This window comes from Cellulosimicrobium cellulans (assembly GCF_001722485.1).
Lineage (GTDB): Bacteria > Actinomycetota > Actinomycetes > Actinomycetales > Cellulomonadaceae > Cellulosimicrobium > Cellulosimicrobium cellulans_A.
The window spans coordinates 1-26,658 of the sequence record NZ_LWGL01000031.1; the positions used below are offsets into that span (position 1 = coordinate 1).

The following is a 26,658-nucleotide window of genomic DNA, read 5'->3' on the forward strand; positions in this document are numbered from 1 at the left end:
CGTCGAGCGCGGCGCGCGCGTCGGCCGCGGTCGCGGCGAGGTCGCCGGTGACGGTGAGGCCGCGCACGGCCACCGTGTCGTCCCCGCGCAGGTGGTCGCGCAGCGACGACGCGCCCTCCGCCGCCTCGAGGTCGGCGGGGACGACCCGCGACGCCTGCGGCACGACGGTCCACCGCACGAGCGGCGTCGTGTCGACGCCGCCCAGGGTCGCCTCCGTGACGACGAACGGCCCGGCGACGGAGCCGTCCGCCCCGGAGACCGACAGCGGGTCGTCGAACCAGCGGGGAGCCGCGGGGTCGACCGGACGCCACGTGCCGACGACCGTCAGCTCCGTGCCGGGCGAGCGCTCCGGGTCGGTGTCGGAGCGGCCGACCACCACGACGTCCCCGGTCGCGAGACCGAGCGTCTCCGCCGCGGCGGCGTGCAGCGCCGTCTCTCTCGGCGCCGAGGGCCACTCCCCCGCGACCTCGGCCACCTCGGGCAGCGCGGGGTCGACCTCGAGCACCGCACGGTCGACGGCGAGGCCCTCCTCCGGCGCGGCGGGCGCGTCGCCCACGGGCCCGTCGGACGCCGCCGAGAGCGGGAAGGGCTCCGTGCGCACGGTCCGGTCGACGGTGAGCGGCACGCCCGCGAGGTCGCCGTCGACGACCTCGCGGACGCGCGCGTCCTGCGCCCCTGCGTCGTCCGCGAGACGCGTCTGCACCTGCACGCCGCGCGCGGTGGGTTCCGCGCCGGCGAGGGCGTCGCGCGCGCCGGCGGTCGCGGCGGACTGGACGTAGCCGACCGTGGCGCCGACGGTGGCGACGATGAGTGCCGCGAGCAGCACGATCGTCGCGAGCAGGCCGGCCTGCGCGCGGGAACGCCGGACGGCCAGCGCGGTCGCTCTCACGTGCGACACCCTCCTCGTGACGTCGTCGTCGGTGCGACCGGCCGGCCGGGCGGCGTCAGCCGGGGAAGCCGCCCATGCCGCCACCTCGCAGGGAGGCGTTGCCCTCCGGGTTCGCGCTCGGCGCGAGCGGCTCGAACGGCGTCACCGGGTCCTGCAGCTCGCTCCGCTGGTCGCCGAGCTCGGCGAGCAGCGCGTACCGTGCCTCGCGCCGGCGGCGCTGCTCGCCCGGCTCGGGCACGGGGGCGGCCGCGATGAGCCGCTTCGTGTACTCCTCGCGCGGGGCGTGCAGCACGTCGGAGCGCAGGCCCTGCTCGACGATGCGGCCGTTCTGCAGGACGACGACGCGGTGCGCGAGCAGGTCGATCACGGCGAGGTCGTGGCTCACGAAGAGGCACGCGAACTGGTACCGCTCCTGCAGGTGCGTGAACATCTTCAGGACGCTCGCCTGCACCGACACGTCGAGCGCCGAGGTCGGCTCGTCGGCGACGAGCAGCTCGGGGTCGAGCGTGAGCGCGCGGGCGATGCTCACGCGCTGGCGCTGGCCGCCCGAGAGCTCGTGCGGGTAGCGGTTGTACGCGCTGCGCGGCAGCTCGACGGCGTCGAGCAGCTCGTACACGCGCTCCTGCTGCGACCTCGCGTCGCCGACCTGGTGCACGACGAGCGGCTCGGCGATGCAGTCGCCGACCGGCATGCGCGGGTTGAGCGACGCCGCCGGGTCCTGGAAGACCACGCCGATGCGCTTGCGCAGCGCCTTGAGCTCGCGCTTGCGCAGGCGCCCGAAGTCCTCGCCGAGGATCGACACGGACCCGCTGGCGGCCGGGATGAGGCCCAGCGCGCAGCGCGAGATCGTGGACTTGCCGGACCCCGACTCGCCGACGAGCCCGACGATCTCACCCTTGCGCACCTGGAACGACACGTCGTCGACCGCGCGGAACGGCGTCTTGCCGAGGCGCTGGTACTCGATCACCAGGTTGCGCAGGTCGAGCGCCGGCGCGGCCTGCGCGTCGGGGTGGTCGATGACGTCCTCGGTCGCGGTCCCGAACTGCCCGGGGCCGGAGCCCAGGTGCGGCACCGCGCCGAGCAGCCGCTTCGTGTACTCGTGCTGCGGGTGGTTGAGCACCTGGTCCGCCGTGCCGAGCTCGACGAGGTCGCCCTTGAGCATCACCGCGACGCGGTCGGCCATGTCGGCGACGACACCCATGTTGTGGGTGATGAGCAGGATGCCCGTGTCGAGCTTGTCCTTGAGCGAGCGCAGCAGGTCGAGGATCTCGGCCTGCACCGTGACGTCGAGCGCCGTCGTGGGCTCGTCCGCGATGATGACCTTCGGGTCGCAGCTGATCGCCAGGGCGATGACGACGCGCTGGCGCTGACCGCCCGAGAGCTCGTGCGGGTACTGCTTGAGACGCCGCTCCGGCTCCGGGATGCCGACCATGCGCAGCAGCTCGGCCGCCCGCGCGTCGGCCTGCTTGCCGAACGCGATGCCGTGGAGCTGGAGCGCCTCGGTGAGCTGGTCACCGATCGTCAGGACCGGGTTGAGCGCGGTCATGGGCTCCTGGAACACCATGGCCACGTCGTTGCCGCGCATGCGCCGCAGGCCGCGCAGGTCGAGGTCGCTCACGACCTTGTCGCCCACGCGGACGGTGCCCGACACCGTCGCATTGTTCGGCAGCAGGCCGAGCGCCGTCATCGACGTGACGGACTTGCCGGAGCCGGACTCGCCCACCAGGGCGACGACCTCGCCGGGGTGCACGTCGAGCGTGATGCCCTTGACGGCGTGCACGGTGCCGAACTCGGTGCCGAACCGGACGTCGAGGTCCTCGAAGGCCAGCACCGCGTCCGTGCGGATCCCGTCGGTCCCGGGGGTGATGTCGAGGGTCGTCATCAGGCCTTGCTCCTGTTCTGGCGGGGGTCGAACGCGTCGCGCAGACCGTCGCCGAGGAAGTTCACCGCGAGGGCGATCGCGAGGATCATGATGCCCGGCCACCAGAACAGCCACGGGCGCGTGGTGAACGCGTTCTGGTACTGCGAGATCAGCAGCCCGAGCGACGTGTCGGGCGCCTGCACGCCGAAGCCCAGGAAGGACAGCGACGTCTCGAGGAGGATCGCGGACGCGATCGCGAGCGTGGCCGCGACGATGATGACGCCGATCGCGTTGGGCAGGACGTGCTTCATGATGATCCGCCCGGGACCCGTGCCGACGGCCCGGGCCGCGGTCACGAACTCGCGCTCGCGCAGCGAGAGCACCTCGCCGCGCACGAGGCGCGCGAGGCCGGTCCACGTCACCGCACCGAGGACGAGCGTGAGCCCCCAGATGCCCCAGTCGCTCGCGATCGCGCCGAGCACCGCCGCGAAGACGAGGAGGGGGATGATGATGAAGAGGTCGGTCAGGCGCATGAGCAGCGCCTCGATCCAGCCGCGGTAGTAGCCGGCGAGCGCGCCGATGAGCGTGCCGAGGATCGTGGAGACGAGCCCGACACCGAGCGCGATGATCAGCGACTGCTGCGTGCCCTGCATGACGAGCGCGAAGTAGTCCTTGCCGATCGTGTCCTGCCCGAAGGGGTGCTCCCACGACGGCCGGCCGCCGTTGACGACCTCGCCCGCGAGCGTGTAGTCGTGCGGCCACCAGCCCGGGATCGGGCCGATGCCCACGGACGTGAACGCGACCACGGTGATCACCGCGAGGACGACGAGCGAGGCCATGGCGCCCTTGTGGCGGAAGAACCGGCGCCGGACCAGCTGGCCCTGGCTGTACGACTTTTCCTCGCGCGGCTGGTCCTCGATCGCGATCGCCGTCGACTTCGCGCCCACCGCGTCGGTGCCGGTGGGGCCGACGATCGGCTCGAAGGACTCGTCGCCCTGCTGGGTGCGGTTGTCGTCTCTACTCATCCCGGCCTCCGGGTGTCGCTGCGCGGGTCGTGCAGGTCGTGCGCCCGCTCGTCGATGTCTGCGTGCCGGCGCTCGTCGCCGGCGTGGTGCTGCGTGCCACGAGCCTCACCGCCGGATCCGCGGGTCGAGGTACGCGTACGCGATGTCCGCAATCATGTTCATGAGGATCGCCGCGACACCCGTGACCAAGAAGAACGCCATGACGGGGTTGGGGTCGACGTTGTCGAGGCCCGTGCGGAACAGCTCGCCCATGCCCTTCCAGCCGAAGACGGTCTCGGTGATGACCGCACCGCCGATGAGGCCGGCGAAGTCGAACGCGACGATCGTCGTGATGGGGATGAGCGCGTTGCGGAAGGCGTGCTTCGTGATGACGGCCCGCTCGGAGAGACCCTTCGAGCGCGCGGTGCGCACGTAGTCCTGCCCCATGACCTCGAGCATCGAGGACCGCGTGTAGCGGCTGTACGACGCCACGGAGACGAGCGTGAGGACGATGGTCGGCAGGATGAGCTGCGCGCCCTTGTCGAGGAACGACTCCCAGAAGCCGCCGCCGAAGTTCGGCGTCTCCGCGCCGATCGTCGAGATGGGGCGCGACTTGAGGTCGAGGAAGCTCGCGAAGTGCGCCATCGCGATGTCCGCGACGACGAGCACGCTCATGATGACGCCCGTGACGGTGGAGGCGAACATCGCCTGCCGGCGGGAGTACCCGCCCCACAGGTAGCCGACGAGCAGAGACAGCGCGATGGCCAGGACGAAGAGCCCGATGAGCACCCACCAGCCGCTCGGCTCGACGAGGAGACCGGCGAAGGCGAAGTACGACACGAGGCCGACCGCGACGGTGGTGAGCGTCGCCCAGAGCACGCGCCGGTTCGCGAGGCCGGTGACGAGCGAGGTGACGAGCACCGCGGCACCGGCGCCGACGAGCGCCACCACGACGGGGCCCATGAACGGGTTGCGGTACCAGTCGAGCGCGTTGAAGACGAACATCACGACGGTGACGAAGATGAACGTGGCCCCGGCCGTGACCAGCCGGCGACGGGCGTCGCCGCCGAGCACCGCCTGGGCGACGAAGCCGAGCAGCGCGGCGACGACCAGGATCGCCGGTGGGCTGACCCATCCGCTCGCGATCCAGTCGTTGTAGCGGATCGCGCCGTACTCCTTGAGGAGCACCGCGGCCCAGAAGACCGGGAGCGAGAAGAAGAGGAACGCTGCGAACGTCACCGTGTAGTCGAAGCCGGAGTACTGGCGGATCGCGGTGAGGATGCCGAGCGCGACGCCGACGATGATCGCGAGGATCGTGGCGAGGACGACGAGGCGCAGCGTCGAGCCCGCCGCCTGGCCGAGGAGGCTGCCGACGTCCCGGTTGGTGCGGTCGACGCCGAGGTCGCAGTTGAGCGTCACGCAGCCGGCGACGCCGCGGAGCCAGTTCCAGTACCGCAGGTACCACGGGTCGTCGAGACCCATGAAGGCGACGCGCGCGTCGATGAGCTGCTGGCGGTTGTCCGCTTGCGTCTCGCGGAGATCCTCGAGGGGGTCGCCCGAGTTGATCACCATGATGTACAGCAGGAACGACGCGCTGAGGAGCACCAGGAACGAGATCCCGATGCGCCGCAGGATGAATCTGAGCACGGGTTTACCCTTCAAGCCTGGCGCCGGTCGGGCGCCTGCTCCGTGTGGGACAGCAGATCACTGTATGCCACCGGACGACGGACTCCTGCATCGCTGCGTCCGAGCACCCCTGTGGGGCAGGAGGCGGCGCCTCCTGCCCCACAGGGTGCCTGTTCAGGACGAGCTCGCGGGAGCGTGTGCTACCGCGAGCGGGTCACGCTCACTCGGCGCGGGCCCACTGCTCCGCGTTCCAGACGACCGTGCTCTGCGTCGCGGTGTCGCGGACGTTCTGCAGGGTCGAGCTGTACGCGACGACGCCCGGGTGCGCGAACACCGGGATGCCGTACAGGGTGTCCCAGAGCTGCTTCTCGATGACCTTGGTCTGCTCGAGGTGCACCTCGGGGTCGACCGACGACGCGAGCGTGTCCCACGCCTCGTCGACGACCGGGTCGCTGTACTCGCCGTAGTTCTGCGGCTGGCCCGTCGCGTAGATGTTCTGGCCCGAGGCCTTCTGGCCCGAGCCGGCCCACGCGAAGAGCGCGACCTCGTAGTCACCGTTCGGCAGCACGTTGTCGAAGAAGTCGGCGGCACCGACGTCCTGGACCTGGAAGCCCGCCTGGTCGCAGCTGGACTTGATGAGGGCGACCTGGTCGGCGCGGCGCGGGTTCGGCGCCGAGTAGCCGATGCGGACCGTGACCGGCGTCGGGACGCCGGCCTCGGCGATCTTGGCCTGGGCGGCCTCGATGTCGACCTCGTCGTAGCGACCGTCGTAGCTGGCCTCGACGACCTCGTCGTAGTTCTCCTGGAAGGGGAACACCTCGCGGGCGTTCATGACCTCGGCGTCCGGGTTGAGCGGCGTGATGAGGTTGTCGATGATCTGCTGGCGCGGCACGCACAGGGCGAACGCTTCGCGCAGGGCCAGGTTGTCGGCGAAGACGTTGCCCTCGCGGAAGTTGAAGTCGAGGTGCTCCCACGTGAGCGAGGAGCCCGTCTCGACCGTGACCGTGTCGCCGATCGCCTCGAGCTGGCCGAGGGTGTCGACCGTCGCCTGCGGCTCGATGACGTCGAGGTCACCGTTCTGCAGCGCCTGGACGTGCGTGTCGGCCGCCGTGAAGCGGAACGTCAGCTCGCGCGTCGAGGGCGGCGTGCCCCAGTACTTGTCGTTCGCCGTGAGCGTCAGGGACTGGCCGGCGGTCCAGCCGTTCTCCTTGAACGTGTACGGGCCGGACGACGGCACGAGCGCCGGGTCGGGCAGCTCGCCCGGCGTCGGCGACAGCCAGCCGGTGTTCCAGAACTCGGCCAGCGGCGCGAGCTTCGTGTAGTCGCGGTCGCGGATGGCCGTGACCATCTCCTCGACCGACATGCCGGACTGCTCGGCGGCGACGTGCGCCGGGAGCGGCGCGGCGACGAGGATCTCCCAGTCGGCGTAGACCGTCGGGTAGTCGAGGACGAACTCCTTGCTGTCCGGCTCGCCCTGCGGGCCCTCCGGCACGTACTCGCCGTAGGTGAGGCCCGAGACGTGGTTGAACAGCGGCGTCTCCGGGTCCGCCTCGCTCGGGATCGCCTGCGCGGCCCAGTCGAGGATGAAGTCGGCCGCCGTGATCGGCGTGCCGTCGGACCACACCGCGTCGTCGGCGATGGTGTACGTGACCTGCAGCGGGTCCTCGTTCGTGACCTCGTACGAGCCGAACGACTCGTCGTGGCAGATGGTCCCGTCGGTGCCGAAGTAGAAGAACTGGCCCTGGATCCGCTCGGTGACGACGCTGTTGTACGTCGAGTACGTCTCGGGGGTCCAGGAGTTGTAGCCGAGGAACTCGTCCTCACCGACGGAGAACGAGATCTCGCCGTCCTGCGTCTCGGTGATGCCGTTGTCCTGCTTGCAGGGGTCGTCCGGGTCGATCTCCGCCGACGCCGTGCTCTCCGTCGAGTCCGTCTCGTCGTCGTTGTTGCCCGCGGGGCTCGTGCACGCTGAGAACAGCAGTGCACCGGTGGCTGCCACCGCGATGGCAGCGCTCGTGCGCCTGATCTTCAATGTTCCTCCTCCAGGGGATGGTGGGCACGGCACCCGGACGTCAGCTCGTCCCGGGCCGCCCCGACCCGCACCGCCCGGTGCGACCCGGCGTGCGTGGTCGGGTACGCCCACCACGGTTTCGGGCAACGCTACATACCCAGATGCGTGCATTGTCCGTTCCGCCCGGATGCTGGAGGCGATCGTTACCGAGTTGATACTGGTCGGTACGAGCCCGACCCGGGCCCGAAATCGCCTCGAAACACGCGCGGAACACGCCGCACAGGCCTGTGACCTGCACCACTGCTCCCGCAGACCTCTGTGTGACGTCGGGCACGCCGTCGTGCGGGCGTCCGCTCTAGACGTTGAAGCGGAACTCCACGACGTCGCCGTCGGCCATGACGTAGTCCTTGCCCTCGACGCGCGCCTTGCCCGCCGCGCGCGCGGCCTGCACGGACCCGGCCTCGACGAGGTCCTCGAACGACACGACCTCCGCCTTGATGAAGCCGCGCTCGAAGTCGGTGTGGATGACGCCCGCCGCCTGCGGGGCGGTCCACCCCTTGCGGATGGTCCACGCGCGGGACTCCTTGGGGCCCGCCGTGAGGTATGTCTGCAGGCCGAGCGTGTCGAACCCGACGCGCGCGAGCTGGTCGAGCCCCGCCTCCGTCTGGCCGGTCTCCGCGAGCATCTCGCGCGCCTCGTCCGGCTCGAGCTCGACGAGCTCGGACTCGAACTTGGCGTCGAGGAAGATGGCCTGCGCCGGCGCGACGAGCGCGCGGAGGCGGTCCTGCATCGCGGTGTCCGCGAGGCCCTCGTCGTCGGTGTTGAAGACGTAGATGAACGGCTTGGCCGTGAGGAGCTGGAGGCTCGCGACGTCGGCGAGGTCGAGCCCCGCGGACGCCGCGCCCTGGAAGAGGGTGGTCCCCTCCTCGAGGATCGCCTGCGCCTTCTGCGCCGCGGCGAGCAGGGCGGCGTCGCCCTTCTTGATCTTGACCTCCTTCTCGAGGCGCGGCAGCGTCTTCTCGAGCGTCTGGAGGTCGGCGAGCACGAGCTCGATGCTGATGGTCTCGATGTCGCCCTCGGCGTCGACCGAGCCCTCGACCCGGACGACGTCCGGGTCGGAGAAGACGCGCGTCACCTGGCAGATGGCGTCGGCCTCGCGGATGTTGGCGAGGAACTTGTTGCCGAGCCCCTCCCCCTCGCTCGCGCCCTTGACGATGCCCGCGATGTCGACGAACGACACCGTCGCCGGCAGGGTCTTCTGGCTGCCGAAGATCTCCGCGAGGCGGTCGAGGCGCGGGTCCGGCAGCGGCACGACGCCCACGTTGGGGTCGATCGTCGCGAACGGGTAGTTCGCCGCGAGGACCTGGTTGCGCGTGAGGGCGTTGAAGAGGGTGGACTTGCCGACGTTGGGCAGGCCGACGATGCCGATAGTGAGAGCCACGGGCCACCATCCTACGGGGAAGGGCGCCCCGGCCTCCCGGCCGGGGCGCCCCTCCGTCACGCGTGACGACGCGTCAGGCGTACGACATGACGCGCTGCAGCAGCTCGGGCGACCGGCGGTCGTAGACGCGCGCGCCCCACCGGACGCCGAGCACGAGCACCAGGACGCCGAGCACGGGCCCGACGGCGAGGCTCACCCAGCCGAGCGCCGCGGACGGCAGCACGACCGCGAGCACGCCCGGCACGAGCACCGGCAGCGACAGCGCGAGGACGAGAGCCATCGCGACGGTCTGGGCGACCATGGTCGCCATCGCGGCGCCCTGCGGCGACTTGAAGGGGCTGTCGCCGGGCTTCGGCACCGGGTAGAGGAGGCGTGCCGACGCCGCGCTCGAGACCCCGAGCGAGACGAGGAGCAGGCCGAGCGTGAGGCCGAGGACCGCGGGCAGCACGTCCCAGCGGCCCGCCACCCCGGCGGAGACGACCGCGAACAGCACCGACACGGGCACGCCGCCCGCGAGGACCGGGATCGCGCGCCCCCACCGGTCGGCCCGGCCGCTCACGCCCGTGGACACGTGCAGCGCGAACGCCGTGTGGTCGTACGCGACGTCGGCGGAGATCGCGAAACCGAGGATCCAGGCCGTGAGGGGGCCGAGCGCGAGGAAGACCTCCGAGCCCGGTCCGCCGCCCACCGCCAGCAGCACCACGGGGATGAGCGGGACGACCGCGATCGAGCCGGAGTACCGCGGGTCGCGCAGCCAGTACGTCGCGGTGCGCGCGGCGACCGCGCCCGTCGGGGTCGCCGGGAACCGCGAGAACATGCCGAGGCCCTTCGCGCGGCCGCCCGCGCCCGACGTCGGCGGCGTGACGAGCGCGCGCGCCAGGCACCGGTCCCACACGACCCACGCGACGCCCAGCGTCACGAGCGCCACGACGAGACGTGCGAGCGCGAGGCCCCACGCGCCGTCGTGCACGGCGGCGCCGAGGCCCCACGGGGCCCCGAACGGCGTCCAGGCCACGACGTCGGACAGGCGGACGACGAGGCCGCGCACCGCGTCGCCGTCGGCCGAGTCGCCCAGCTGGCTGCCCGCCCACGTGATCGCGGGGCCGATGAGCATGAGCGGCACGAACGCCGCGATCGTCACGACCTCGCGGTAGCGCCGCGACTCGAGCAGCGGCGCGAGCGCGGTCGTGGTGGCGCGCGAGCCGACGACGCACAGCGCGAGCGCGAGCACCGCGCCGACGAGCGCCGCGACCAGGGCGAGCGGCGTCCGCCACCACGCGAACGAGACGCCGAGCGCCGAGAGACCGGTCGCGATGCCCGGGATCGACACGACCCCCGCGAGCGCGAGGCCCGCGAGCAGCCGGCGCTGCGGGATGCCGAACAGGACGAAGCGCTGCGGGTCGAGCGTCGCGTCGACGCCGAATGCGAAGAGCGGGACGACCCACCACGCGAGGACGGCGACCGCGCCGACGAGCACCGTGACGGCGCCCGCGAGCACCGGGTCGTGCGTGCCGAGCGCCACGGCGCCGACGACGACCATGCCGACGACGAAGAGTCCGTAGAGCGACCCGATGACGAAGCCGACGGTCTGCCACGCGCTCCGGCGGAACGCGTTGGCCATGAGGGTGAGCTTGAGCCTTACGAACTGCGCAGCCATGCGAGCCCCTCCGACGTCTGACGGCCGCCCACGAGCTCGACGAACCGGTCCTCGAGGCTCTCGCCGCCCCGGACCTCGTCCACGGTGCCCGCGGCGAGCACGTGCCCGCCCGCCACCACGGCGACGTGGTCGCACATGCGCTGGACGAGGTCCATGACGTGCGAGGAGACGACGACCGTGCCGCCCGATCGCACGTAGTCGGCGAGGATGTCGCGGATGTTCGCGGCCGAGACCGGGTCGACGGCCTCGAACGGCTCGTCGAGGACGAGGACCTGCGGCGCGTGGATGAGCGCGGTGGCGAGCGCGATCTTCTTCGTCATGCCCGCGGAGTAGTCGACGACGAACGTGTTCGCGTCCTCGGCGAGGTCGAGCGCGGCGAGCAGGTCGCCCGTGCGCTCGGCGACGGTGTCGCGGTCCATGCCGCGCAGCAGGCCCGCGTAGGTGATGAGCTGGGCGCCGGTCAGCCGGTCGAACAGCCGCACGCCGTCGGGCAGGACGCCGAGCCGGCGCTTGCCCTCGACCGGGTCGGCCCACATGTCGGTGCCGTGCACGTGCGCGCTGCCGAAGTCGGGGCGCAGCATGCCGGTCGCCATGGACAGCGTGGTCGTCTTGCCCGCGCCGTTGGGCCCGACGAGGCCGTAGAACGAGCCGGCGGGGACGTCGAGGTCGACGCCCGCGACCGCGACCTTCTCCCCGAAGCGCTTCCATAGCCCCCGCAGGGACAGGGCCGCCGACGGGTCGGGCGGCGTCGTGGGCGCCTGCCCGGGGGCGGGCGCGGGGGCCTGCGCGGCCGGCGCGGCCGGCGCGGGGACGGGGCCGGCAGGTGGGGGCTCGTGCGTGGGGTCGACCATGCCGCCCAACCTAGCGGAGCGTCCGGCGGCGCCCTGGTGCGGTTTGTCACGACGCGCCGAGGTGTCCGTCACGCCCGTGCGCGCGCCCGCCGGCCTGTCGCGGGCCCGCGCTGTCGGTGCTCCGTGGGAAGGTGCGCGCATGGACTCGTGGGGGCTGTTCTCGGTCGGGCTCGTGCTGGGCGTCGTCGTCGGTGCGGCGCTCGTGCTCGTCGTGCGGCGCACGTCGCCCGACGGCGCGGCCGCCGAGGTCCGCCGCCTCACCGCGATGCTCGCGCAGGCCCAGCAGGAGGCGGCGCGCGGTGCGGGCCTCGCGGAGCGGCTCGAGGCGGAGCGCGAGGGCTTCGACCGTCAGCTCGCCGCCGAGCGCGAGGCGTTCGTCCGCCAGCTCGCCGCGGCCCAGCGCAGCGCCGACGAGCGGCTCGACCTCGCGCGGGCCGCGCACGAGCAGCAGCTCGCGGACGTCCAGGAGGCGGCCGCGCGCCGCGTGGCCGAGGTGCAGGGCGACCACCGCCGCATCGAGACGCAGTTCGAGGCGCTCTCGCGCCGTGCGCTCGCCGCGACGTCGGAGCAGTTCCTCGCCCACGCCGAGGAGCGCCTGCGGCACAGCCACGAGACGGGCGCGGCCGAGCTCGCGAAGCGTGAGGAGGCGGTGCGCACCCTCGTCGAGCCGCTCGCGCGCTCGCTCGAGCAGATGCGCGCCGAGGTGGCGGCGGCGGAGAAGGCGCGGGCCGCCGGCCACTCCGCGCTCGCCGAGCATCTGCGCCAGCTCGCCGAGGCCAGCGCCGACCTGCGCAGCGGCACGAACGACCTCGTCACGGCGCTGCGCTCGTCGCAGACGCGCGGGGCGTGGGGCGAGCTGCAGCTGCGCCGGGTCGTCGAGGCGGCGGGGATGCTGTCGCGCGTCGACTTCACGGAGCAGGCGCACGTCGCCACCGAGGACGGCGCCCTGCGGCCGGACATGGTCGTGCACCTCGCGGGCGGCAAGAACGTCGTGGTGGACTCGAAGGTCGCGTTCCTCGGCTACCTCGAGGCCCAGCAGACGTCCGACCCCGCCGTGCGCGAGGACCGCCTCGACGCGCACGTGCGGCACATGGTCAAGCACGTCGACGACCTCGCGTCCAAGCGCTACTGGGCGCAGTTCAGCCCCACGCCGGAGTTCGTCGTGATGTTCGTCCCCGCGGAGCCGTTCCTCGCCGCGGCCGTCGAGCGGCGGCCCGACCTGCTCGAGTACGCGGCGCGCCGCAACGTCGTCGTCGCGACGCCGATGACGCTCGTCGCGCTGCTGCGCACCGTCGCCTACGCGTGGCAGCAGGACGCGGTGACGGACAACGCGCACGAGGTGCTGCGCGCCGGCAAGGAGCTGCACTCGCGGCTCGTCACGACCGCGCGGCACGTGACGAAGCTGGGCCGGTCGCTGAGCGCCGCGACGAAGGACTTCAACGTGTTCGTCGGGTCGCTCGAGACGCGCGTCCTGCCGCAGGCGCGACGGCTCGTCGACCTGAACGTCGTGGACGAGTCGGAGCGGATCGGCCAGGTGCGCGTCGTCGAGGACGTGCCGCGCCCGGTCACCCAGCCGGAGCTCGTCGCCGCGGCGTCCGAGGCGGTCGTCGCGATCGACGACCGACCGGGCGACAACGAGGCGCAGGGCGGGACACGACAGGCGTTCGCCTGAGGGCCGCCCGTCGCCGGTAGGCGCCGACCGCCGGACCGACCGGCGTCGCGCCGGGTCAGACCGGCTGCACCGACAGCGAGCGACGGCCGCCGCGGCCCGGGCGGGCGCCCGGCCCCGTCGCGCCGAGGTCCGCGCGCAGCTCGCGCGGCAGGGAGAACATGAGGTCCTCCGTCGCGGTGCGGACCTCCTCGACGGTGCCGTAGCCGCGCTCGGCGAGGTACGCGAGCACGTCGTCGACGAGGATCTCGGGCACCGAGGCGCCGGACGTCACGCCGACCGACGTCGCGCCCTCGAGCCACGCCTCGTCGATCTCGCGCGCCCGGTCGACGCGGTACGCCGCGCCCGCGCCCGCCTGGAGCGCGACCTCGACGAGGCGCACGGAGTTCGACGAGTTGGCCGAGCCCACGACGATGACGACGTCGGCCGACGGCGCGAGCTTCTTCACCGCGACCTGGCGGTTCTGCGTCGCGTAGCAGATGTCGTCGCTCGGCGGGTCCTGCAGCGTCGGGAACTTCTCCCGCAGGCGGCGGACGGTCTCCATGGTCTCGTCGACCGACAGCGTGGTCTGCGAGATCCACACGACCTTGTCCGGGTCGCGCACCACGACGTCGTCCACCGCGTCGGGCGAGTTGACGACCTGGACGTGGTCCGGGGCCTCCCCCGCCGTGCCCTCGACCTCCTCGTGGCCGTCGTGGCCGATGAGCAGGATGTCGAAGTCGTCCTTGGCGAAGCGCACGGCCTCCTTGTGCACCTTCGTCACGAGCGGGCACGTGGCGTCGATCGTGTCGAGGTTGCGCGCCGCCGCGGCCGCCTTGACGGCGGGCGAGACGCCGTGCGCCGAGAAGACGACGCGCGCGCCCTCGGGCACCTCGTCGGTCTCGTCCACGAAGATCGCTCCGCGCTCGCTGAGCGTCTCCACGACGAACTTGTTGTGGACGATCTCCTTGCGCACGTAGACAGGGGCGCCGTAGTGCTCGAGCGCCTTCTCCACCGCGACGACGGCGCGGTCGACGCCGGCGCAGTAGCCGCGGGGGGCGGCGAGGAGGACGCGCTTGCCGGTCGCGGTCGCGCCCGCGCTCGGGGCGGGCACCGCGACGTCGGCGGACGGGCGGGCAGGAGTGGCACTCACGCCCGCCAGTCTAGGTGACCGGCCGGATCCCGCCCGGGCCGGGGACCGGTGGCGCGCGACACTCCCCTGCCCCTGCACACGACCGTCACACGCGGTGTCGGGCGGCGTGCGGCACGTCACCCGCGGGACGTCCCCGCGCTGGGCGTCGGTGGCATGGGGCAGGCTTGGTGCTGTGACCGCGTCGCTCCCCCTGCCCGACGGGACGCCCGCGCCCGAGGGCGCCGGCGTCCCGCGCCGGGCGGCGTCGCGGTACGAGCTGCCCGCCCGGGCCCTCGACACGTCCGCGGAGCACCCGTGGCCCGTGCGCCTGCTCTCGCGCAAGATCGAGCAGTACGTCGAGCGCATGTCGCCCGTGTGGGTCGAGGGGCAGGTCGTCCAGCTCAACCGTCGGCCCGGCACGTCGACCGCGTTCCTCACCCTGCGCGACACGGACCAGGACATGTCGCTGCCGGTCTCGGCGGCGGTGCGGGTCCTGGACGGCAAGCCTCTCGAGGAGGGCGCGCACGTCGTCGTGCACGCGAAGCCGGTGTTCTGGTCCCGGCGCGGCACGCTGCAGCTCCAGGCGCGCGAGATCCGCCCGGTCGGGGTCGGCGAGCTCCTCGCGCGCATCGAGCACCTCAAGCGCGTGCTCGCGGCCGAGGGCCTCTTCGACGCCGACCGGAAGGTCCCGCTGCCGTTCCTGCCGCGCGTCGTGGGGCTCGTGTGCGGGCGCGAGTCGAAGGCGGAGCACGACGTCGTCGTCAACGCGCGCGCCCGCTGGCCGCAGGTCCGGTTCGAGATCCGCGAGGTCGCGGTGCAGGGCGTCCACGCCGTCGAGCAGGTCGGGGCGGCGCTGCGCGAGCTCGACGCCCGCCCCGAGGTCGAGGTCATCGTCGTCGCCCGCGGCGGCGGCTCGGTCGAGGACCTGCTGCCCTTCTCGAACGAGACGATGGTGCGCGCCGCGGCCGCGTGCCGCACGCCGCTCGTCAGCGCGATCGGGCACGAGACCGACTGCCCGCTGCTCGACCTCGTCGCCGACCACCGGGCGTCCACCCCGACGGCCGCCGCCAAGCGGGTCGTGCCCGACGTCTCGGAGGAGCGCTCGCGCGTCTTTCAGGCACGCGCCCGGCTCCGCTCGGCGGTCGAGGGGCGTGTCGCCCGCGAGCAGGCCGCGCTCGACGCCGCCCGGTCACGCCCCGTCCTCGCGTCGCCGGAGGTCATGCTCATCGACCGCGCGGACCGCGTCGCGGCGCTGCGCGACCGCGGCCGGCGCGCGCTCGACGCCCGCCTGGTCCGGGCGGCGGGCGAGGTCGGCCGTCTCGAGGGCCAGGTGCGCGCGCTGTCGCCGGCGTCCACGCTCGAGCGCGGCTACGCCGTCGTGCAGCGCGCCGACGGGCACGTGGTGCGCTCCCCCGACGACGTCACGACGGACGACACCGTGCGCGTCCGTCTCGCGCACGGCGCGCTCGCCGCGCGCGTCGTCGCCGACCACGACCACGACCACGAACCCGACCACGACCACGAACCCGACCGCGACGGGGACGCGCCGTGACCGTCGACGCCACGTCCCACCCGGACGCATGCCACCCCCACCGCACAGATGAGGTTGAATGACGCCGTGACCGATCCCAACAACGCTGTCAACGCAGACGTCGCCACGATGGGCTACGAGGAGGCGCGCGACGAGCTCGTCCAGGTCGTCGCGCGCCTCGAGGCCGGCGGCGAGCCCCTCGAGGCGTCGCTCGCGCTGTGGGAGCGCGGCGAAGCCCTGGCCGCGCGCTGCCAGGAGTGGCTCGACGGGGCACGGGAGCGGCTCGACGCCGCCCGGGCACGCGATGGCGCGGACGGCGCGTCCGACGAGACCTCCGGAGGAGACCGATGAGCACGACCGACGCGTCCCCCGCCGACTCCTACGAGCCCGCCGACGCCCGCAACCCCGAGGACGAGCACGTGCTCGTCGTCGGCGAGGCGCTCGTCGACGTGGTGCACCGCGCCGACGGCAGCGTCGACGAGCTCCCCGGCGGCAGCCTCGCGAACGTCGCGCTGACGCTCGGCCGGCTCGGCCGCGACGCCCGCCTGGTCACGTGGATCGGCACGGACGAGCGCGGCGAGACCCTCCGTTCCTGGCTCGAGGAGTCCGGCGTGGGGCTCGCGCCCGGCAGCACGGGTGCGCCGTCGACGAGCGTCGCGACGGCACACCTCGACGCCGCGGGCGCCGCGACGTACGAGTTCGACCTCGAGTGGCAGGTCCCGCCGGGCACCGGGGTGACCGCCGGGACGCTCGCCGTGCACACCGGCTCCATCGCCGCGGTGCTCGAGCCGGGCGCGAGCGCGGTCCGCGAGCTCGTCGCCGCCGCGCGAGCGACCGCGACGGTCACCTACGACCCGAACGCCCGCCCGGCCCTCATGGGGGACCCGGCCGACGCGCGCGAGCGCATCGAAGCGGTCGTGGCGCAGGCCGACGTCGTCAAGGTCAGCGACGAGGACCTCGCGTGGCTGGCGCCCGGCGGCGACCCGGTGGAGGTCGCGCGCGGCTGGCTCGCGCTCGGCCCCGCGCTCGTCGTCGTCACGCTCGGCGGTGCGGGCGCCGTCGCGCTCACCGCGGACGGGGAACAGCGCGTGGCCGCTCCGCGCGTCGACGTCGTCGACACCGTCGGCGCGGGCGACTCGTTCATGGGCGCGCTCGTCGACGGCCTCTGGGGAGCAGGGCTCCTCGGCGCCGCCCGCCGCGACGCGCTCCGCGCGATCGACGCCACGACCCTTGCCGGACTGCTCGAGCGCTGCGCCGCCGTCGCGGCGATCACCGTCTCGCGCGCGGGCGCCAACCCCCCGCGCCGCGAGGAGCTCTCCCCCGCCTGACTCCTGCCCTGCCCCTCGCCCAGACCCACACCCACGCCTCAGCGCGGGTCCGGGCGCGGCACGCTCAGACCTGCGCCTCCTGCTTCTGCGCGCGCTCGAGCGACCGCCTGCGGTCCTCCTGGTTCTCCTCCTCGATGCGCTGCGCCTCGGCCTCGTCGCGTGTGAGGTTCACGCTCGTCTCGGGGTCGAACACGAGCATCTTCGTCGGGTCGAACCACAGCTCGGTCGCGTCGCCGTCGCGCACGCGCGACTGCGAGTCGAGCGCGACGACGAACTGCGTGCGCAGCCCCTCGCCGTCGAGCTCGCGGTCGAGCTCCTCGAGCTGGCCCTTGACCGAGGCGTGCATCTCGAACGGCACGTACGCGTAGAGCTCGGCGCCGAGCCACTCGGTGACGTCGATCTGCGCGTCGAACGTGTGGCCCCGGTCCTTCTTCGAGGGGTCCACGAGCCGCGCGTCCTCGAAGTGCTCGGGGCGCAGGCCGACGATCACGAGCTCGCGGTCCCCGACGGCCCGGCGCACGGCGTCGGGCAGGTCGAACTCGCCGAAGGGCAGCCGGATGCGCCCGCCCGACACCTCGCCCGGCAGGAAGTTCATCGGCGGGGTGCCGATGAAGCCCGCGACGAAGAGGTTGACGGGCTGCTCGTAGAGGCCGCGCGGGCTCGCGACCTGCTGCAGGATGCCGCGGCGCAGCACGGCGACGCGGTCGCCGAGCGTCATGGCCTCGGTCTGGTCGTGCGTCACGTAGACGGTCGTGGTCCCCAGGCGCCGCTGCAGGCGCGCGATCTCGGTGCGCGTCTGCCCGCGCAGCTTCGCGTCGAGGTTCGACAGCGGCTCGTCGAAGAGGAACGCCTTGGCGTCGCGGACGATGGCGCGGCCCATCGCGACGCGCTGGCGCTGCCCGCCCGAGAGGTTCGCCGGCTTGCGGTCGAGGTGCTCGCGCAGGTCGAGCATCTCGGCGGCGCGCTCGACCTTCTCGCGGATCTCCTCCTCGGAGTGCTTGCCCTTGGCGAGCCGCAGCGGGAACGCGATGTTCTCGGCGACGGTGAGGTGCGGGTAGAGCGCGTAGTTCTGGAACACCATCGCGAGGTCGCGCTCGCGCGGGGCCTTCTCGTTCACCCGCTGCCCGTCGATCTCGAGCACGCCCCCGGTGATGTCCTCGAGCCCGACGATCATCCGCAGCACCGTCGACTTCCCGGAGCCGGAAGGACCGACGAGGATGACGAACTCGCCGTCGGCGATGTCCAGGTTCACCTTGTCGACGGCGAGGAAGCCGTCGCCGTAGCGCTTGACGATGTCCTTCAGGGTGATCGACGCCATCAGCTCTCTCCTCGGGGGCGGCGGGTTCGGGTGGTCCTCGTGCTTGCCGGGCTGGCGCTCATCCCTTGACCGCGCCCTGCGTCAGGCCGGAGACGATCTGGCGCTGGAACAGCACGACGAGCACGACCACGGGGATCGTCACGACGACGGCCGCCGCGGAGATCGCCCCGGTGGGCTGCTCGAAGTACGAGGCGCCGGTGAAGAACGCGAGCGCCGCGGGCACCGGGCGCGCCGCGCTCGTCGACGTCAGCGAGATGCCGTACACGAAGTCGTTCCACGCGATGAAGAACGCGATGAGCGCGGTGGTGAAGACGCCGGGCGCGGCGAGCGGGACGATCGCCTTGCGGAACGCCTGCCACGGCGTCGCGCCGTCGACCTGTGCGGCCTGCTCCAGCTCCCACGGGATCTGCCGGAAGAAGGCCGCGAGGGTCCAGATGGAGATCGGCAGCGTGAGCGACAGGTACGGGATGATGAGCCCGGGCCAGGTGTCGTACAGCCCGATGTTGCGCCAGAGGTTGAACAGCGGGGTGACGATCGACACGACGGGGAAGATCGAGACGCCGAGCGCCGTCGTGAGGATGAGCCGCTTGCCCGGGAAGTCGAGGCGGGCGATGGCGTACGCGCACAGCGTCGCCAGCACGACGGCGATGAACGTCGCGATGAGCGAGATCCCGACGGAGTTGCGCAGCGCGGACAGGAACAGCTCCTGCGCCGACCCGTCCGGGGCCAGGATCTGCTCGTAGTTCTCCGTGCTCCAGCTCGGCGGCAGGAACGTGCCCGAGTTGATCTCGGCCGACGACTTGAAGCTCGTCATGAAGATCGACACGACGGGGAACAGCGACCCGACGAGGACGACGACCGTGATGACGGCCCACCAGACCTTGGCCCGGGTGCTCAGGACGCTGCCCATCACTTCTCCCCCCTCGCGCCGGCGAGATCGACCTTGAAGAGCTTGATCGCGACGAAGCAGATGACGACGACGCACAGGAACAGCAGCACGGAGATCGCGGAGCCCATGCCGATCTGCAGCTGGCCGATGGACGTGCGGTACGCGAGGAGCGAGAGCACCTCGGTGTTGTTCGCGCCGTTCGTCATGATGAAGACGTTGTCGAAGATGCGGAACGCGTCGAGCGCGCGGAAGAGGACGGCGACCATGATCGCGGCCTTCATGTTGGGCACGATGACGCGCGTGAACCGCTGCCAGGCGGTGGCGCCGTCGACCTTGGCCGCCTCCTCGAGGTCGCCCGGCACCTGCGCGAGACCGGCGAGGAGCAGGAGCGAGATGAACGGCGTCGTCTTCCACACCTCGGAGGCGATGATGACGAACAGGCTCGTGCCCTGCTGCGCGAACCAGTTGAGGTCGGGGCTGATGCCGGGCACCCAGTCGAACCAGTTGTTGACGTACCCGGACGTGATGTCGAACGCGTAGAACCACGCGAACGCCGAGACCACGGTGATGATCCCGTAGGGCACGAGGATGGCCGTGCGCAGCAGCCCGCGCAGGCGCTTGATGGCACGGTGCATGACGAGCGCGAGCGCGAAGCCGAGGACGAGCTCGACCGCGACCGTCACGACCGTGATGAACAGCGTCACCCCGAGGTCCCGCCACCACACGAAGTCGGTGAGGATGACGGCGTAGTTGTTCAGGCCGACGAAGGAGCGCTCGTCCGGCGCGGTGAGCTTGTAGTTGAACAGCGAGTCGTAGACCGCCTGGAGGATCGGGTACAGCGTCACCGCGAGCATGACGACGAACGCCGGGCCGGCGAGCAGCCAGCCGAGGCGGGCCTCGGCACGGGCACGGTCGCTGCGCGCCGCCCTCGCCTCGCGGTCCTCGCCCGTGCCGTCGTCGATCTCGACGTCCTTGGCGCTTCCCGGGATCGTGGTGCTCACAGGAGTCGCTCCCCTCGCAGGACCGCGGTGATGTAGTCGGTCGACCGCTCGGGCGTCGTCTGCGGCCCGACGTCCGACGGCGGGTACCACGTCTGCTGCAGGCCGGTCGAGACCTCGTTGTAGAACGGGGTCTTCGGGCGCGGCGCCGCCTGCTCGAGCGAGTCGCGGATGAGGTCGGCCATCGGGAACGTCTCCTGCACGTCCGGGTCCTCGTACGCCGCGGTGCTCGCGGGCGGGTTGCCGTCGGTGACGAAGTACGCGGCCTGGTGCTCCGGGCGCACGATGCACTCGGCCGCCTCGTACGCGAGGTCCGGGTGCGCGCCGAACGCACCCACGCCGAGGCTGATCCCGCCGTACGGGGGCCGGGCGTCCTCGCCCTCGACCGTCTGCGGGTACAGCGCCCACCCGATGTCGTCGAGCACCGCCTGGTCCAGCGCGCCCGACTCGACGGCGTCCTGCGTCGACGACCACACGAACGGCCAGTTCACCATGAAGGACGCGTCGTCCCCCTGGAACAGCTCGAGGGAGGCGGACTCGTTCTCGCTCGGCAGGCCCGGGCCGCCCAGCCCGGAGCTCCCGATCTCCCCCATGATCCGTGCCGCCTCGCGGCCGGCGTCGGACTCGAGCCCGAGCTCGATCTCCTCCGCGGGCGCCTCCGGGTCCTCGACGACCTGCCCGCCGCCGCCCTCGACGAGCGCGTTGATCCATACGGTCAGCGACTCCGCCTTGGCCCCCTGCACGGCGAGCAGCTTGTCCTGGCCGGCGGCCGCCTCCATGATCTGGTCCCACGTCACCGGCCCGCTCATGTCGAGGCCCGCTGCCTCGGCCACCGACGTGCGGTACCACAGCAGCTGCGTGTTGGCCCAGAACGGGACGGCGACGAGCTCGTCCTTCCACGTGGACGCGTCGATCGCTCCCTGCACGACGTCCTCCGTCGTGGCGTCCGCGACGTCGTCCGGCACCGGGGCGAGGAACTCGGCCTCGGCGAACTCCGCGATGAAGACCGGGTCGAGGCTCATGAGGTCGATCGACGAGTCCTTGGCCGCGAGACGGCGCGCGAGCTGCTCGCGCTGCGACGCCGCGTCGCGCGGCAGGAGCTCCGTCTCGATCCGGTAGGCGCCGCCCGCCTCCTCCGTGCACGCGGCGGCGATCGTGGCCTGCCCCCCGGCGTCGGGGTTGATGTACCACGTCAGCACCGGCGTGCCGCCGTCCCCTGCGGCGCACGCCGCGAGCGGCGCGACGACCCCCAGGGCGGCGAGCGCGGCGAGCGGGCGGGTGCGTCGGCGCACGGCGGCTCCCTTCGTTCGCGCGGCGGGCCGAAGCGTCCCGCCTGCTCAATGGCTACACCCGCCGCACGAGGTTCGCCACGCGAACGGCTCCGACCTGCGTGCTCACGGTGCGCGATCATGAGGCCATGACGACCACCGCGAGCACCTCTCCCCGCACCCCGGCCGAGGCCTGGGCGACGCTGCGCGCCGGCAACGACCGCTTCGTCGCCGACGCCCTGCTGCACCCCTCCCAGGGCGCGGACCGACGGCGCGAGACGGCCGGCGCCCAGCACCCGCACACCGTCCTGTTCGGGTGCTCGGACTCGCGCGTCGCGGCCGAGATCATCTTCGACCAGGGCCTCGGCGACATGTTCGTCGTGCGCACCGCGGGCCACGTCGTGGACACGACGGTGCTCGGCTCGATCGAGTACGGCGTCGAGGTGCTGTCGACGCCGCTCGTCGTCGTCCTCGGGCACGACTCGTGCGGCGCCGTGGGCGCCGCCGTCGACACCCTCACGACGGGAGCGCAGGCCGACGGCTTCGTGCGCGCCGTCGTCGACCGGGTCATCCCGTCGATCGCGAAGATCACCGGTGCGGGCGGGGGCGCCCTCGAGAGCATCGACCCCGCCGTGCTGCGGCGCGAGCACGTGCGCAACACCGTCGACATGCTCCACTCGTACTCGGCCGGGCTCGCGGCCGCGGTCGCCGAGGGACGCTGCGCGATCATCGGCGTCGAGTACGACTTCGCGGAGGGCCGCGCCCGCCTCGTGGAGGTCGTCGGCGACGTCGGCGAGCAGCCGGTCGCGGACGACGACGCGGCCTGAGCCCGCCGGGTTCGGAGCGGCGGCGGGCGGTGCGGCACGATAGGCGCATGACTGCTGCAGCCACCGACGGCTCCCCCGAGTACCGCATCGAGCACGACACGATGGGCGAGGTGCGGGTCCCCGCGCAGGCCCTCTACCGCGCCCAGACGCAGCGCGCGGTCGAGAACTTCCCGATCTCCGGCACGCCGCTCGAGCGCGGTCACATCGAGGCGCTCGCCCGCGTCAAGAAGGCCGCCGCGCGCGCCAACGCGGAGCTCGGCGTGCTCGACGAGGACGTCGCGGCCGCGATCGTCGCCGCGGCGGACGAGGTCGCGTCCGGCGTGCACGACGAGCACTTCCCCGTCGACGTGTTCCAGACCGGCTCGGGGACGTCGTCGAACATGAACACCAACGAGGTTCTCGCGACGCTCGCGACGCGCTCGCTCGGGCGCGACGTGCACCCGAACGACCACGTCAACGCGTCGCAGTCGTCGAACGACGTCTTTCCCACGTCGGTGCACGTCGCCGCCACGGCGGGCGTCGTGCGCGACCTCGTGCCCGCGCTCGAGCACCTCGCGGGCGAGCTCGAGGCGAAGGCCGACGAGTTCGCGACGGTCGTGAAGTCCGGCCGCACGCATCTCATGGACGCCACGCCCGTCACCCTCGGCCAGGAGTTCGGCGGGTACGCCGCAGCGGTCCGCTACGGCGTCGAGCGCCTGCAGGCCGCCCTGCCGCGCGCCGCGGAGGTCCCCCTCGGCGGCACCGCCGTCGGGACCGGCATCAACACGCCCGCGGGCTTCCCGCAGCGCGTCATCCAGCTCCTCGTCGAGGACACCGGCCTGCCGCTCACCGAGGCGCGCGACCACTTCGAGGCGCAGTCCGCGCGCGACGGGCTCGTCGAGCTCTCCGGCGCGCTGCGCACCATCGCGGTCTCGCTCACCAAGATCTGCAACGACCTGCGCTGGATGGGCTCGGGCCCCAACACCGGCCTCGGCGAGATCTTCATCCCCGACCTGCAGCCGGGGTCGTCGATCATGCCGGGCAAGGTCAACCCCGTCGTGCCCGAGGCCGTGCTCATGGTCGCCGCGCGGGTGATCGGCAACGACGCGACCGTCGCCTGGGCCGGCGCGTCGGGCAGCTTCGAGCTCAACGTGCAGATCCCCGTCATCGCCCAGGGCGTGCTCGAGTCCGTGCGCCTGCTGGCGAACGCCTCGCGCGTCCTCGCCGACCGGACCGTCGCCGGCATCACCGCCAACGTCGAGAAGGCGCGCGCGTTCGCCGAGTCGTCGCCGTCGATCGTCACGCCGCTCAACCGCGTCATCGGCTACGAGGCCGCGGCGAAGGTCGCGAAGCACTCCGTCGCGGAGGGCATCACCGTGCGCCAGGCCGTGATCGACCTCGGCTTCGTCGAGCGCGGCGAGGTCACCGAGGAGCAGCTCGACTCCGCGCTCGACGTGCTGTCGATGACGCGGCCGCCGCAGGCCTGATCGCCGGGCCCCGCCTCACCCCGCGTGGCCGGGTGGGGCGGGGGCGCCGGGTCAGCCGAGGTGGACGGCCTGGTGGTCGCCCGTCGGGAGGAGGCGGTCCTTCGGGCCGCGGACGAGCGCGAAGGCCAGGACGGCGCCGAGCGCCATCGTGACGGCCGCGGCGACGAAGACGGCGGAGTAGCCGTCGACCAGGTCGGCCGGGGCGGGCGCGCCCGCGGCGGGAAGGGCGCCCGCGTAGATCGTCGTGAAGACGGACAGGCCGACGGACCCGCCCACCTGCATGGCCGCGTTGACGGTGGCGCTGGCCGCGCCGGCGTCGTGCGGCGCGACGCCCGCGAGGGCGACGTTCTGCAGGGGCACGAGGACGAGGGAGAGCCCGACGCCGAGGACGAGCTGCGCCGGCAGGACCTCGGCGGCGTACGCGCCGCCGACGGTGATGCGGCTGAGGAGCAGCAGCCCGACCGCCGCGACGAGCGGGCCCGCGACCATGAGCGGGCGGGGGCCCGTGCGCGGCAGCAGGGCGGTGACGACGGGCGCGAGCGCGAGGATCACGAGCGTCATCGGGACGGACCCCAGCCCGGCGCGCAGCGGCGACAGGCCCATGACGACCTGCAGGTGGAAGGACAGGTAGAGCAGCGCGCCGATCATCAGCGTCCCGACGATCGCCTGGAGGAGGAACGCCCCACCCCGGACCCGGTCGCGCACCACGCGCAGCGGCAGGAGCGGCTGGGCCGTGCGCGCCTCGACCACGACGAACGCCGCGAGGAGCACCACGCCGGCGACGAGGCACGCGATCGTCGCGGGCGCCGTCCACGAGTGCTCGGCCAGCGTGAGGCCGTAGACGAGCGCGCCGAGGCCGAGCACGACGAGGACCGTGCCGAGCACGTCGTAGCGGTTGTCGCCCTCGGCCCGGCTCTCGCGGATCATCAGCGACCCGGCGACCAGACCGGCGACGACCACGGGGACGTTGACCCACAGGCACCAGCGCCAGTCGGTGAGCTCGGTGAGGAGGCCGCCCAGCACGAGCCCGACGGCCGCCCCGACGCCGGCGACCGAGCCGAACACCGCGAACGCCGTGTTGCGGTCCTTGCCGCTCGGGAACGCGACCGTGAGCAGCGCCAGCGCGGCGGGGGCGAGGAGCGCGGCGAACGCGCCCTGGAGGCCGCGCGCGGCCACGAGCTCGACGCCGTCGCGGGCGAACCCGGCGAGCAGCGACGCGACGCCGAAGCCGACCATCCCGAGCAGGAACGAGCGCTTGCGGCCCCAGTAGTCCGCGACGCGCCCGCCGAGCAGGAGCAGGGCGCCGAACGCGAGGGCGTACGCGGTGACGACCCACTGCCGCTGCGCGTCGGTGAGGCCGAGCTCGGCCTGCGCCTGCGGGAGGGCGATGCTGACGATCGTCCCGTCCAGCACGACGAGGAGCTGCGTGAGGGCGAGGACCACGAGGATCCACCAGCGGCGGGACGAGCGCTGCTCGTCCGCGGGAGCGGCGGGGCAGTCCGCGGAGGCGTCCGCGAGGGCGGAGGCGGGCGGGGACAGGCGTGAGGACATGGTGCGACCTTTGCGCGGGGAGAGGGGATCATGGGGTTTCCAGCCCGGACCGGCGTGCTGCGCACTGCGCAGACGCCCGGCCGCTCCAACCGCGGGGTCGGACAGACAGGCCATCCTAACCGGCCCGAGGACCGCCCTGTTACCGCCCCCGTGCCGCCCGACGGCGTCGCGCCGGCCGGCGGCGGGTCACGCCGGGGGTCGGTGGTCGGCGGGGTCGAGGCGGCGCAGGACGACGGCGAGGAGGCGCGCGAGCGTGGCGCGGTCGGCGTCGGAGAGGTCGGCGAGCGCGCGCTGCTCGAGCGCGACCTGGTGCGGGAAGACGTCGTCGACGAGTGCGCGGCCGGCATCGGTGAGCTCGACGACGACGCCGCGCCGGTCGCGCTCGAGCACCGTGCGGGCGACGAGCCCCGCGCGCTCCAGGCGGTCGAGCCGCTTCGTGATCGACGCGCCGGGCGCACCGGTCATCGTCGTGACCTCGCCGGCGCGCAGCGGGCGGCCGGTGCGGCGCAGCGCCGCGAGCACGTCGAGCTCCGGGCGGGTGACCTCCCGCTCCGCGAGGGCGGCGTCGACCTGGGCGTCCAGGAGGCCGGAGATCCGGCGCAGACGTGCGGTGACCTCCGCCGCCGACGTGTCGAGGCCGGGCAGCTGCTCGGCCCACTGCTCGCGCACCCGCTCGACGTAGTCCACCGGCCCAGGGTACGGCGCAGATGGCGGTAGTTCACGGGTGAAACACCGAGGAACGACCGGCTATCGTGGACGGCGATGCCCCTCCCGCCGCCCTTCTCCGTGCCCTTCTCCGTGCCCCTCTCCCTCGCCCCCGTGCGCCCGACCGCCCGCGCCGTCCTCGACCCCGCCCACCTGCGCGACGCGCTGCGCGTGCACCCCGCCGAGGCGACGACCGCTGCCGCCCTGCGGTGCGGTGCCGCCGTCGCCCTCGCGCTCGCCGTCCCCGGACTCCTCGGCCGTCCCGACCTCGCGGCCTTCGCGTCGCTCGGCGCGCTCACGTCGCTCTACGGCCGCCACGACCCGTACCGGCGCCGCGCCGCGCTCCTCGCCGCGGTCGGCGTGCTCATGACGGCGAGCGTCGCCGCCTTCGCCGCCCTGGCCGCGCTGGGCGTGCCCGCCCCGGTGCTGCTCCTCGGCGTCGCGGTGCTCGCCGCCGGCACGACCGCGTTCTGCCTGCTCGTGCGCACCGGTCCGCCCGGCGCGACGATCGTCGTCTTCGCGGCGAGCGCAGGGCTCGCGGGCTCCCCCGGCCTCGGCGACGTCGTCCCCCGCGCGGTCGCGGGCGGCCTCGGTGCCCTCCTCGCCTGGCTGATCTGCATGGCCGGCGTGGTCGCGCGCCCGTCGGCGCCCGCCCGC

The 26,658-nt window shown here is 73.1% G+C and carries 21 protein-coding genes and 1 pseudogene; 7 read left to right on the top strand and 15 right to left on the bottom strand.

The genetic code is table 11. The features are described from left to right. From JZ5iCDA_RS05670 to JZ5iCDA_RS05705, 8 genes are all read right to left on the bottom strand, one after another. Window positions 1–889: hypothetical protein (locus JZ5iCDA_RS05670; protein WP_139122972.1), on the bottom strand; the 889-nt coding region annotated here is incomplete at its 3' end. Between the two features lie 55 nt (window positions 890–944). Continuing rightward, window positions 945–2,771, bottom strand: coding sequence for an ABC transporter ATP-binding protein (locus JZ5iCDA_RS05675; RefSeq protein ID WP_069386277.1), 1,827 nt, complete (start codon window positions 2,769–2,771; stop codon window positions 945–947). Next, a complete protein-coding gene (locus JZ5iCDA_RS05680; RefSeq protein ID WP_083259705.1) occupies window positions 2,771–3,775 on the bottom strand; it encodes an ABC transporter permease in 1,005 nt (334 codons plus the stop codon). Before JZ5iCDA_RS05680 ends, JZ5iCDA_RS05675 begins: the two co-directional genes overlap by 1 nt. Before the next feature lie 105 nt (window positions 3,776–3,880). Next, a complete protein-coding gene (locus JZ5iCDA_RS05685) occupies window positions 3,881–5,401 on the bottom strand; it encodes an ABC transporter permease (RefSeq protein WP_069386278.1) in 1,521 nt (506 codons plus the stop codon). Window positions 5,402–5,600: 199 nt separating this feature from the next. Beyond that, the gene (locus JZ5iCDA_RS05690; RefSeq protein WP_069386279.1) at window positions 5,601–7,412 is read right to left on the bottom strand and encodes an ABC transporter family substrate-binding protein; all 1,812 of its coding nucleotides are present in this window, start codon (window positions 7,410–7,412) and stop codon (window positions 5,601–5,603) included. Window positions 7,413–7,746: 334 nt separating this feature from the next. After that, window positions 7,747–8,832, bottom strand: coding sequence for a redox-regulated ATPase YchF (gene ychF / locus JZ5iCDA_RS05695; protein ID WP_069386280.1), 1,086 nt, complete (start codon window positions 8,830–8,832; stop codon window positions 7,747–7,749). A 73-nt stretch (window positions 8,833–8,905) separates the two neighbouring features. Continuing rightward, window positions 8,906–10,489 (bottom strand): hypothetical protein, encoded by a 1,584-nt coding sequence (locus JZ5iCDA_RS05700; RefSeq protein ID WP_069386281.1) that lies wholly within the window; start codon window positions 10,487–10,489, stop codon window positions 8,906–8,908. Further along, window positions 10,471–11,340: an ABC transporter ATP-binding protein gene (locus JZ5iCDA_RS05705; protein WP_069386282.1), complete on the bottom strand. Its 870-nt coding sequence runs from the start codon at window positions 11,338–11,340 to the stop codon at window positions 10,471–10,473. Before JZ5iCDA_RS05705 ends, JZ5iCDA_RS05700 begins: the two co-directional genes overlap by 19 nt. A 139-nt stretch (window positions 11,341–11,479) precedes the next feature. Here JZ5iCDA_RS05705 and rmuC point away from each other — a divergent pair, with 139 nt between their 5' ends. Next, window positions 11,480–13,012: a DNA recombination protein RmuC gene (gene rmuC, locus JZ5iCDA_RS05710; protein WP_069386283.1), complete on the top strand. Its 1,533-nt coding sequence runs from the start codon at window positions 11,480–11,482 to the stop codon at window positions 13,010–13,012. Window positions 13,013–13,067: 55 nt separating this feature from the next. Here rmuC and JZ5iCDA_RS05715 read toward each other — a convergent pair whose 3' ends face one another. Beyond that, window positions 13,068–14,102, bottom strand: a complete 1,035-nt coding sequence (locus tag JZ5iCDA_RS05715) for a 4-hydroxy-3-methylbut-2-enyl diphosphate reductase (protein WP_069386284.1) — start codon at window positions 14,100–14,102, stop codon at window positions 13,068–13,070. A 211-nt stretch (window positions 14,103–14,313) separates the two neighbouring features. Between JZ5iCDA_RS05715 and xseA the strand changes: the two genes are divergently transcribed. The 3 genes from xseA (at window position 14,314) to JZ5iCDA_RS05730 (ending at window position 16,979) form a co-directional block, all read left to right on the top strand. Further along, complete coding sequence (gene xseA, locus JZ5iCDA_RS05720; protein WP_083259707.1) at window positions 14,314–15,672, top strand: exodeoxyribonuclease VII large subunit; 1,359 nt, start codon at window positions 14,314–14,316, stop codon at window positions 15,670–15,672. 108 nt (window positions 15,673–15,780) lie between these two features. Further along, entirely contained in the window at window positions 15,781–16,002 is a 222-nt protein-coding gene (locus JZ5iCDA_RS05725) for an exodeoxyribonuclease VII small subunit (protein WP_436967389.1), read from the top strand. Further along, a complete protein-coding gene (locus JZ5iCDA_RS05730) occupies window positions 15,999–16,979 on the top strand; it encodes a carbohydrate kinase family protein (RefSeq protein WP_083259708.1) in 981 nt (326 codons plus the stop codon). The genes JZ5iCDA_RS05725 and JZ5iCDA_RS05730 overlap by 4 nt, the downstream gene beginning before the upstream one ends. 64 nt (window positions 16,980–17,043) lie before the next feature. Here JZ5iCDA_RS05730 and JZ5iCDA_RS05735 read toward each other — a convergent pair whose 3' ends face one another. Genes JZ5iCDA_RS05735 through JZ5iCDA_RS05750 form a run of 4 tightly spaced genes read right to left on the bottom strand, consistent with a single transcriptional unit; the run spans window position 17,044 to window position 21,476 of the window. After that, window positions 17,044–18,297, bottom strand: coding sequence for an ABC transporter ATP-binding protein (locus tag JZ5iCDA_RS05735; RefSeq protein WP_069386286.1), 1,254 nt, complete (start codon window positions 18,295–18,297; stop codon window positions 17,044–17,046). A gap of 58 nt (window positions 18,298–18,355) precedes the next feature. Beyond that, window positions 18,356–19,207 (bottom strand): carbohydrate ABC transporter permease, encoded by an 852-nt coding sequence (locus JZ5iCDA_RS05740; protein ID WP_069386287.1) that lies wholly within the window; start codon window positions 19,205–19,207, stop codon window positions 18,356–18,358. Then, entirely contained in the window at window positions 19,207–20,148 is a 942-nt protein-coding gene (locus tag JZ5iCDA_RS05745) for a carbohydrate ABC transporter permease (protein WP_253181969.1), read from the bottom strand. Before JZ5iCDA_RS05745 ends, JZ5iCDA_RS05740 begins: the two co-directional genes overlap by 1 nt. A 35-nt stretch (window positions 20,149–20,183) precedes the next feature. Further along, the gene (locus JZ5iCDA_RS05750; RefSeq protein WP_069386289.1) at window positions 20,184–21,476 is read right to left on the bottom strand and encodes an extracellular solute-binding protein; all 1,293 of its coding nucleotides are present in this window, start codon (window positions 21,474–21,476) and stop codon (window positions 20,184–20,186) included. 125 nt (window positions 21,477–21,601) lie between these two features. On the opposite strand from JZ5iCDA_RS05750, the gene JZ5iCDA_RS05755 reads away from it, so the two are divergent. Both JZ5iCDA_RS05755 and JZ5iCDA_RS05760 read left to right on the top strand, forming a co-directional pair. Further along, window positions 21,602–22,279, top strand: coding sequence for a carbonic anhydrase (locus tag JZ5iCDA_RS05755; protein ID WP_069386290.1), 678 nt, complete (start codon window positions 21,602–21,604; stop codon window positions 22,277–22,279). A gap of 47 nt (window positions 22,280–22,326) precedes the next feature. Then, a complete protein-coding gene (locus JZ5iCDA_RS05760) occupies window positions 22,327–23,745 on the top strand; it encodes a class II fumarate hydratase (protein ID WP_069386291.1) in 1,419 nt (472 codons plus the stop codon). 51 nt (window positions 23,746–23,796) lie between these two features. Here JZ5iCDA_RS05760 and JZ5iCDA_RS05765 read toward each other — a convergent pair whose 3' ends face one another. Continuing rightward, on the bottom strand, window positions 23,797–25,296 hold the full coding sequence (locus tag JZ5iCDA_RS05765; RefSeq protein WP_083259709.1) for an MFS transporter: 1,500 nt from the start codon (window positions 25,294–25,296) through the stop codon (window positions 23,797–23,799). Window positions 25,297–25,482: 186 nt separating this feature from the next. Continuing rightward, on the bottom strand, window positions 25,483–25,983 hold the full coding sequence (locus JZ5iCDA_RS05770; RefSeq protein WP_069386292.1) for a MarR family winged helix-turn-helix transcriptional regulator: 501 nt from the start codon (window positions 25,981–25,983) through the stop codon (window positions 25,483–25,485). Between the two features lie 75 nt (window positions 25,984–26,058). Between JZ5iCDA_RS05770 and JZ5iCDA_RS05775 the strand changes: the two are divergent. Continuing rightward, window positions 26,059–26,658: pseudogene (locus JZ5iCDA_RS05775) on the top strand (hypothetical protein); the annotation flags it as partial.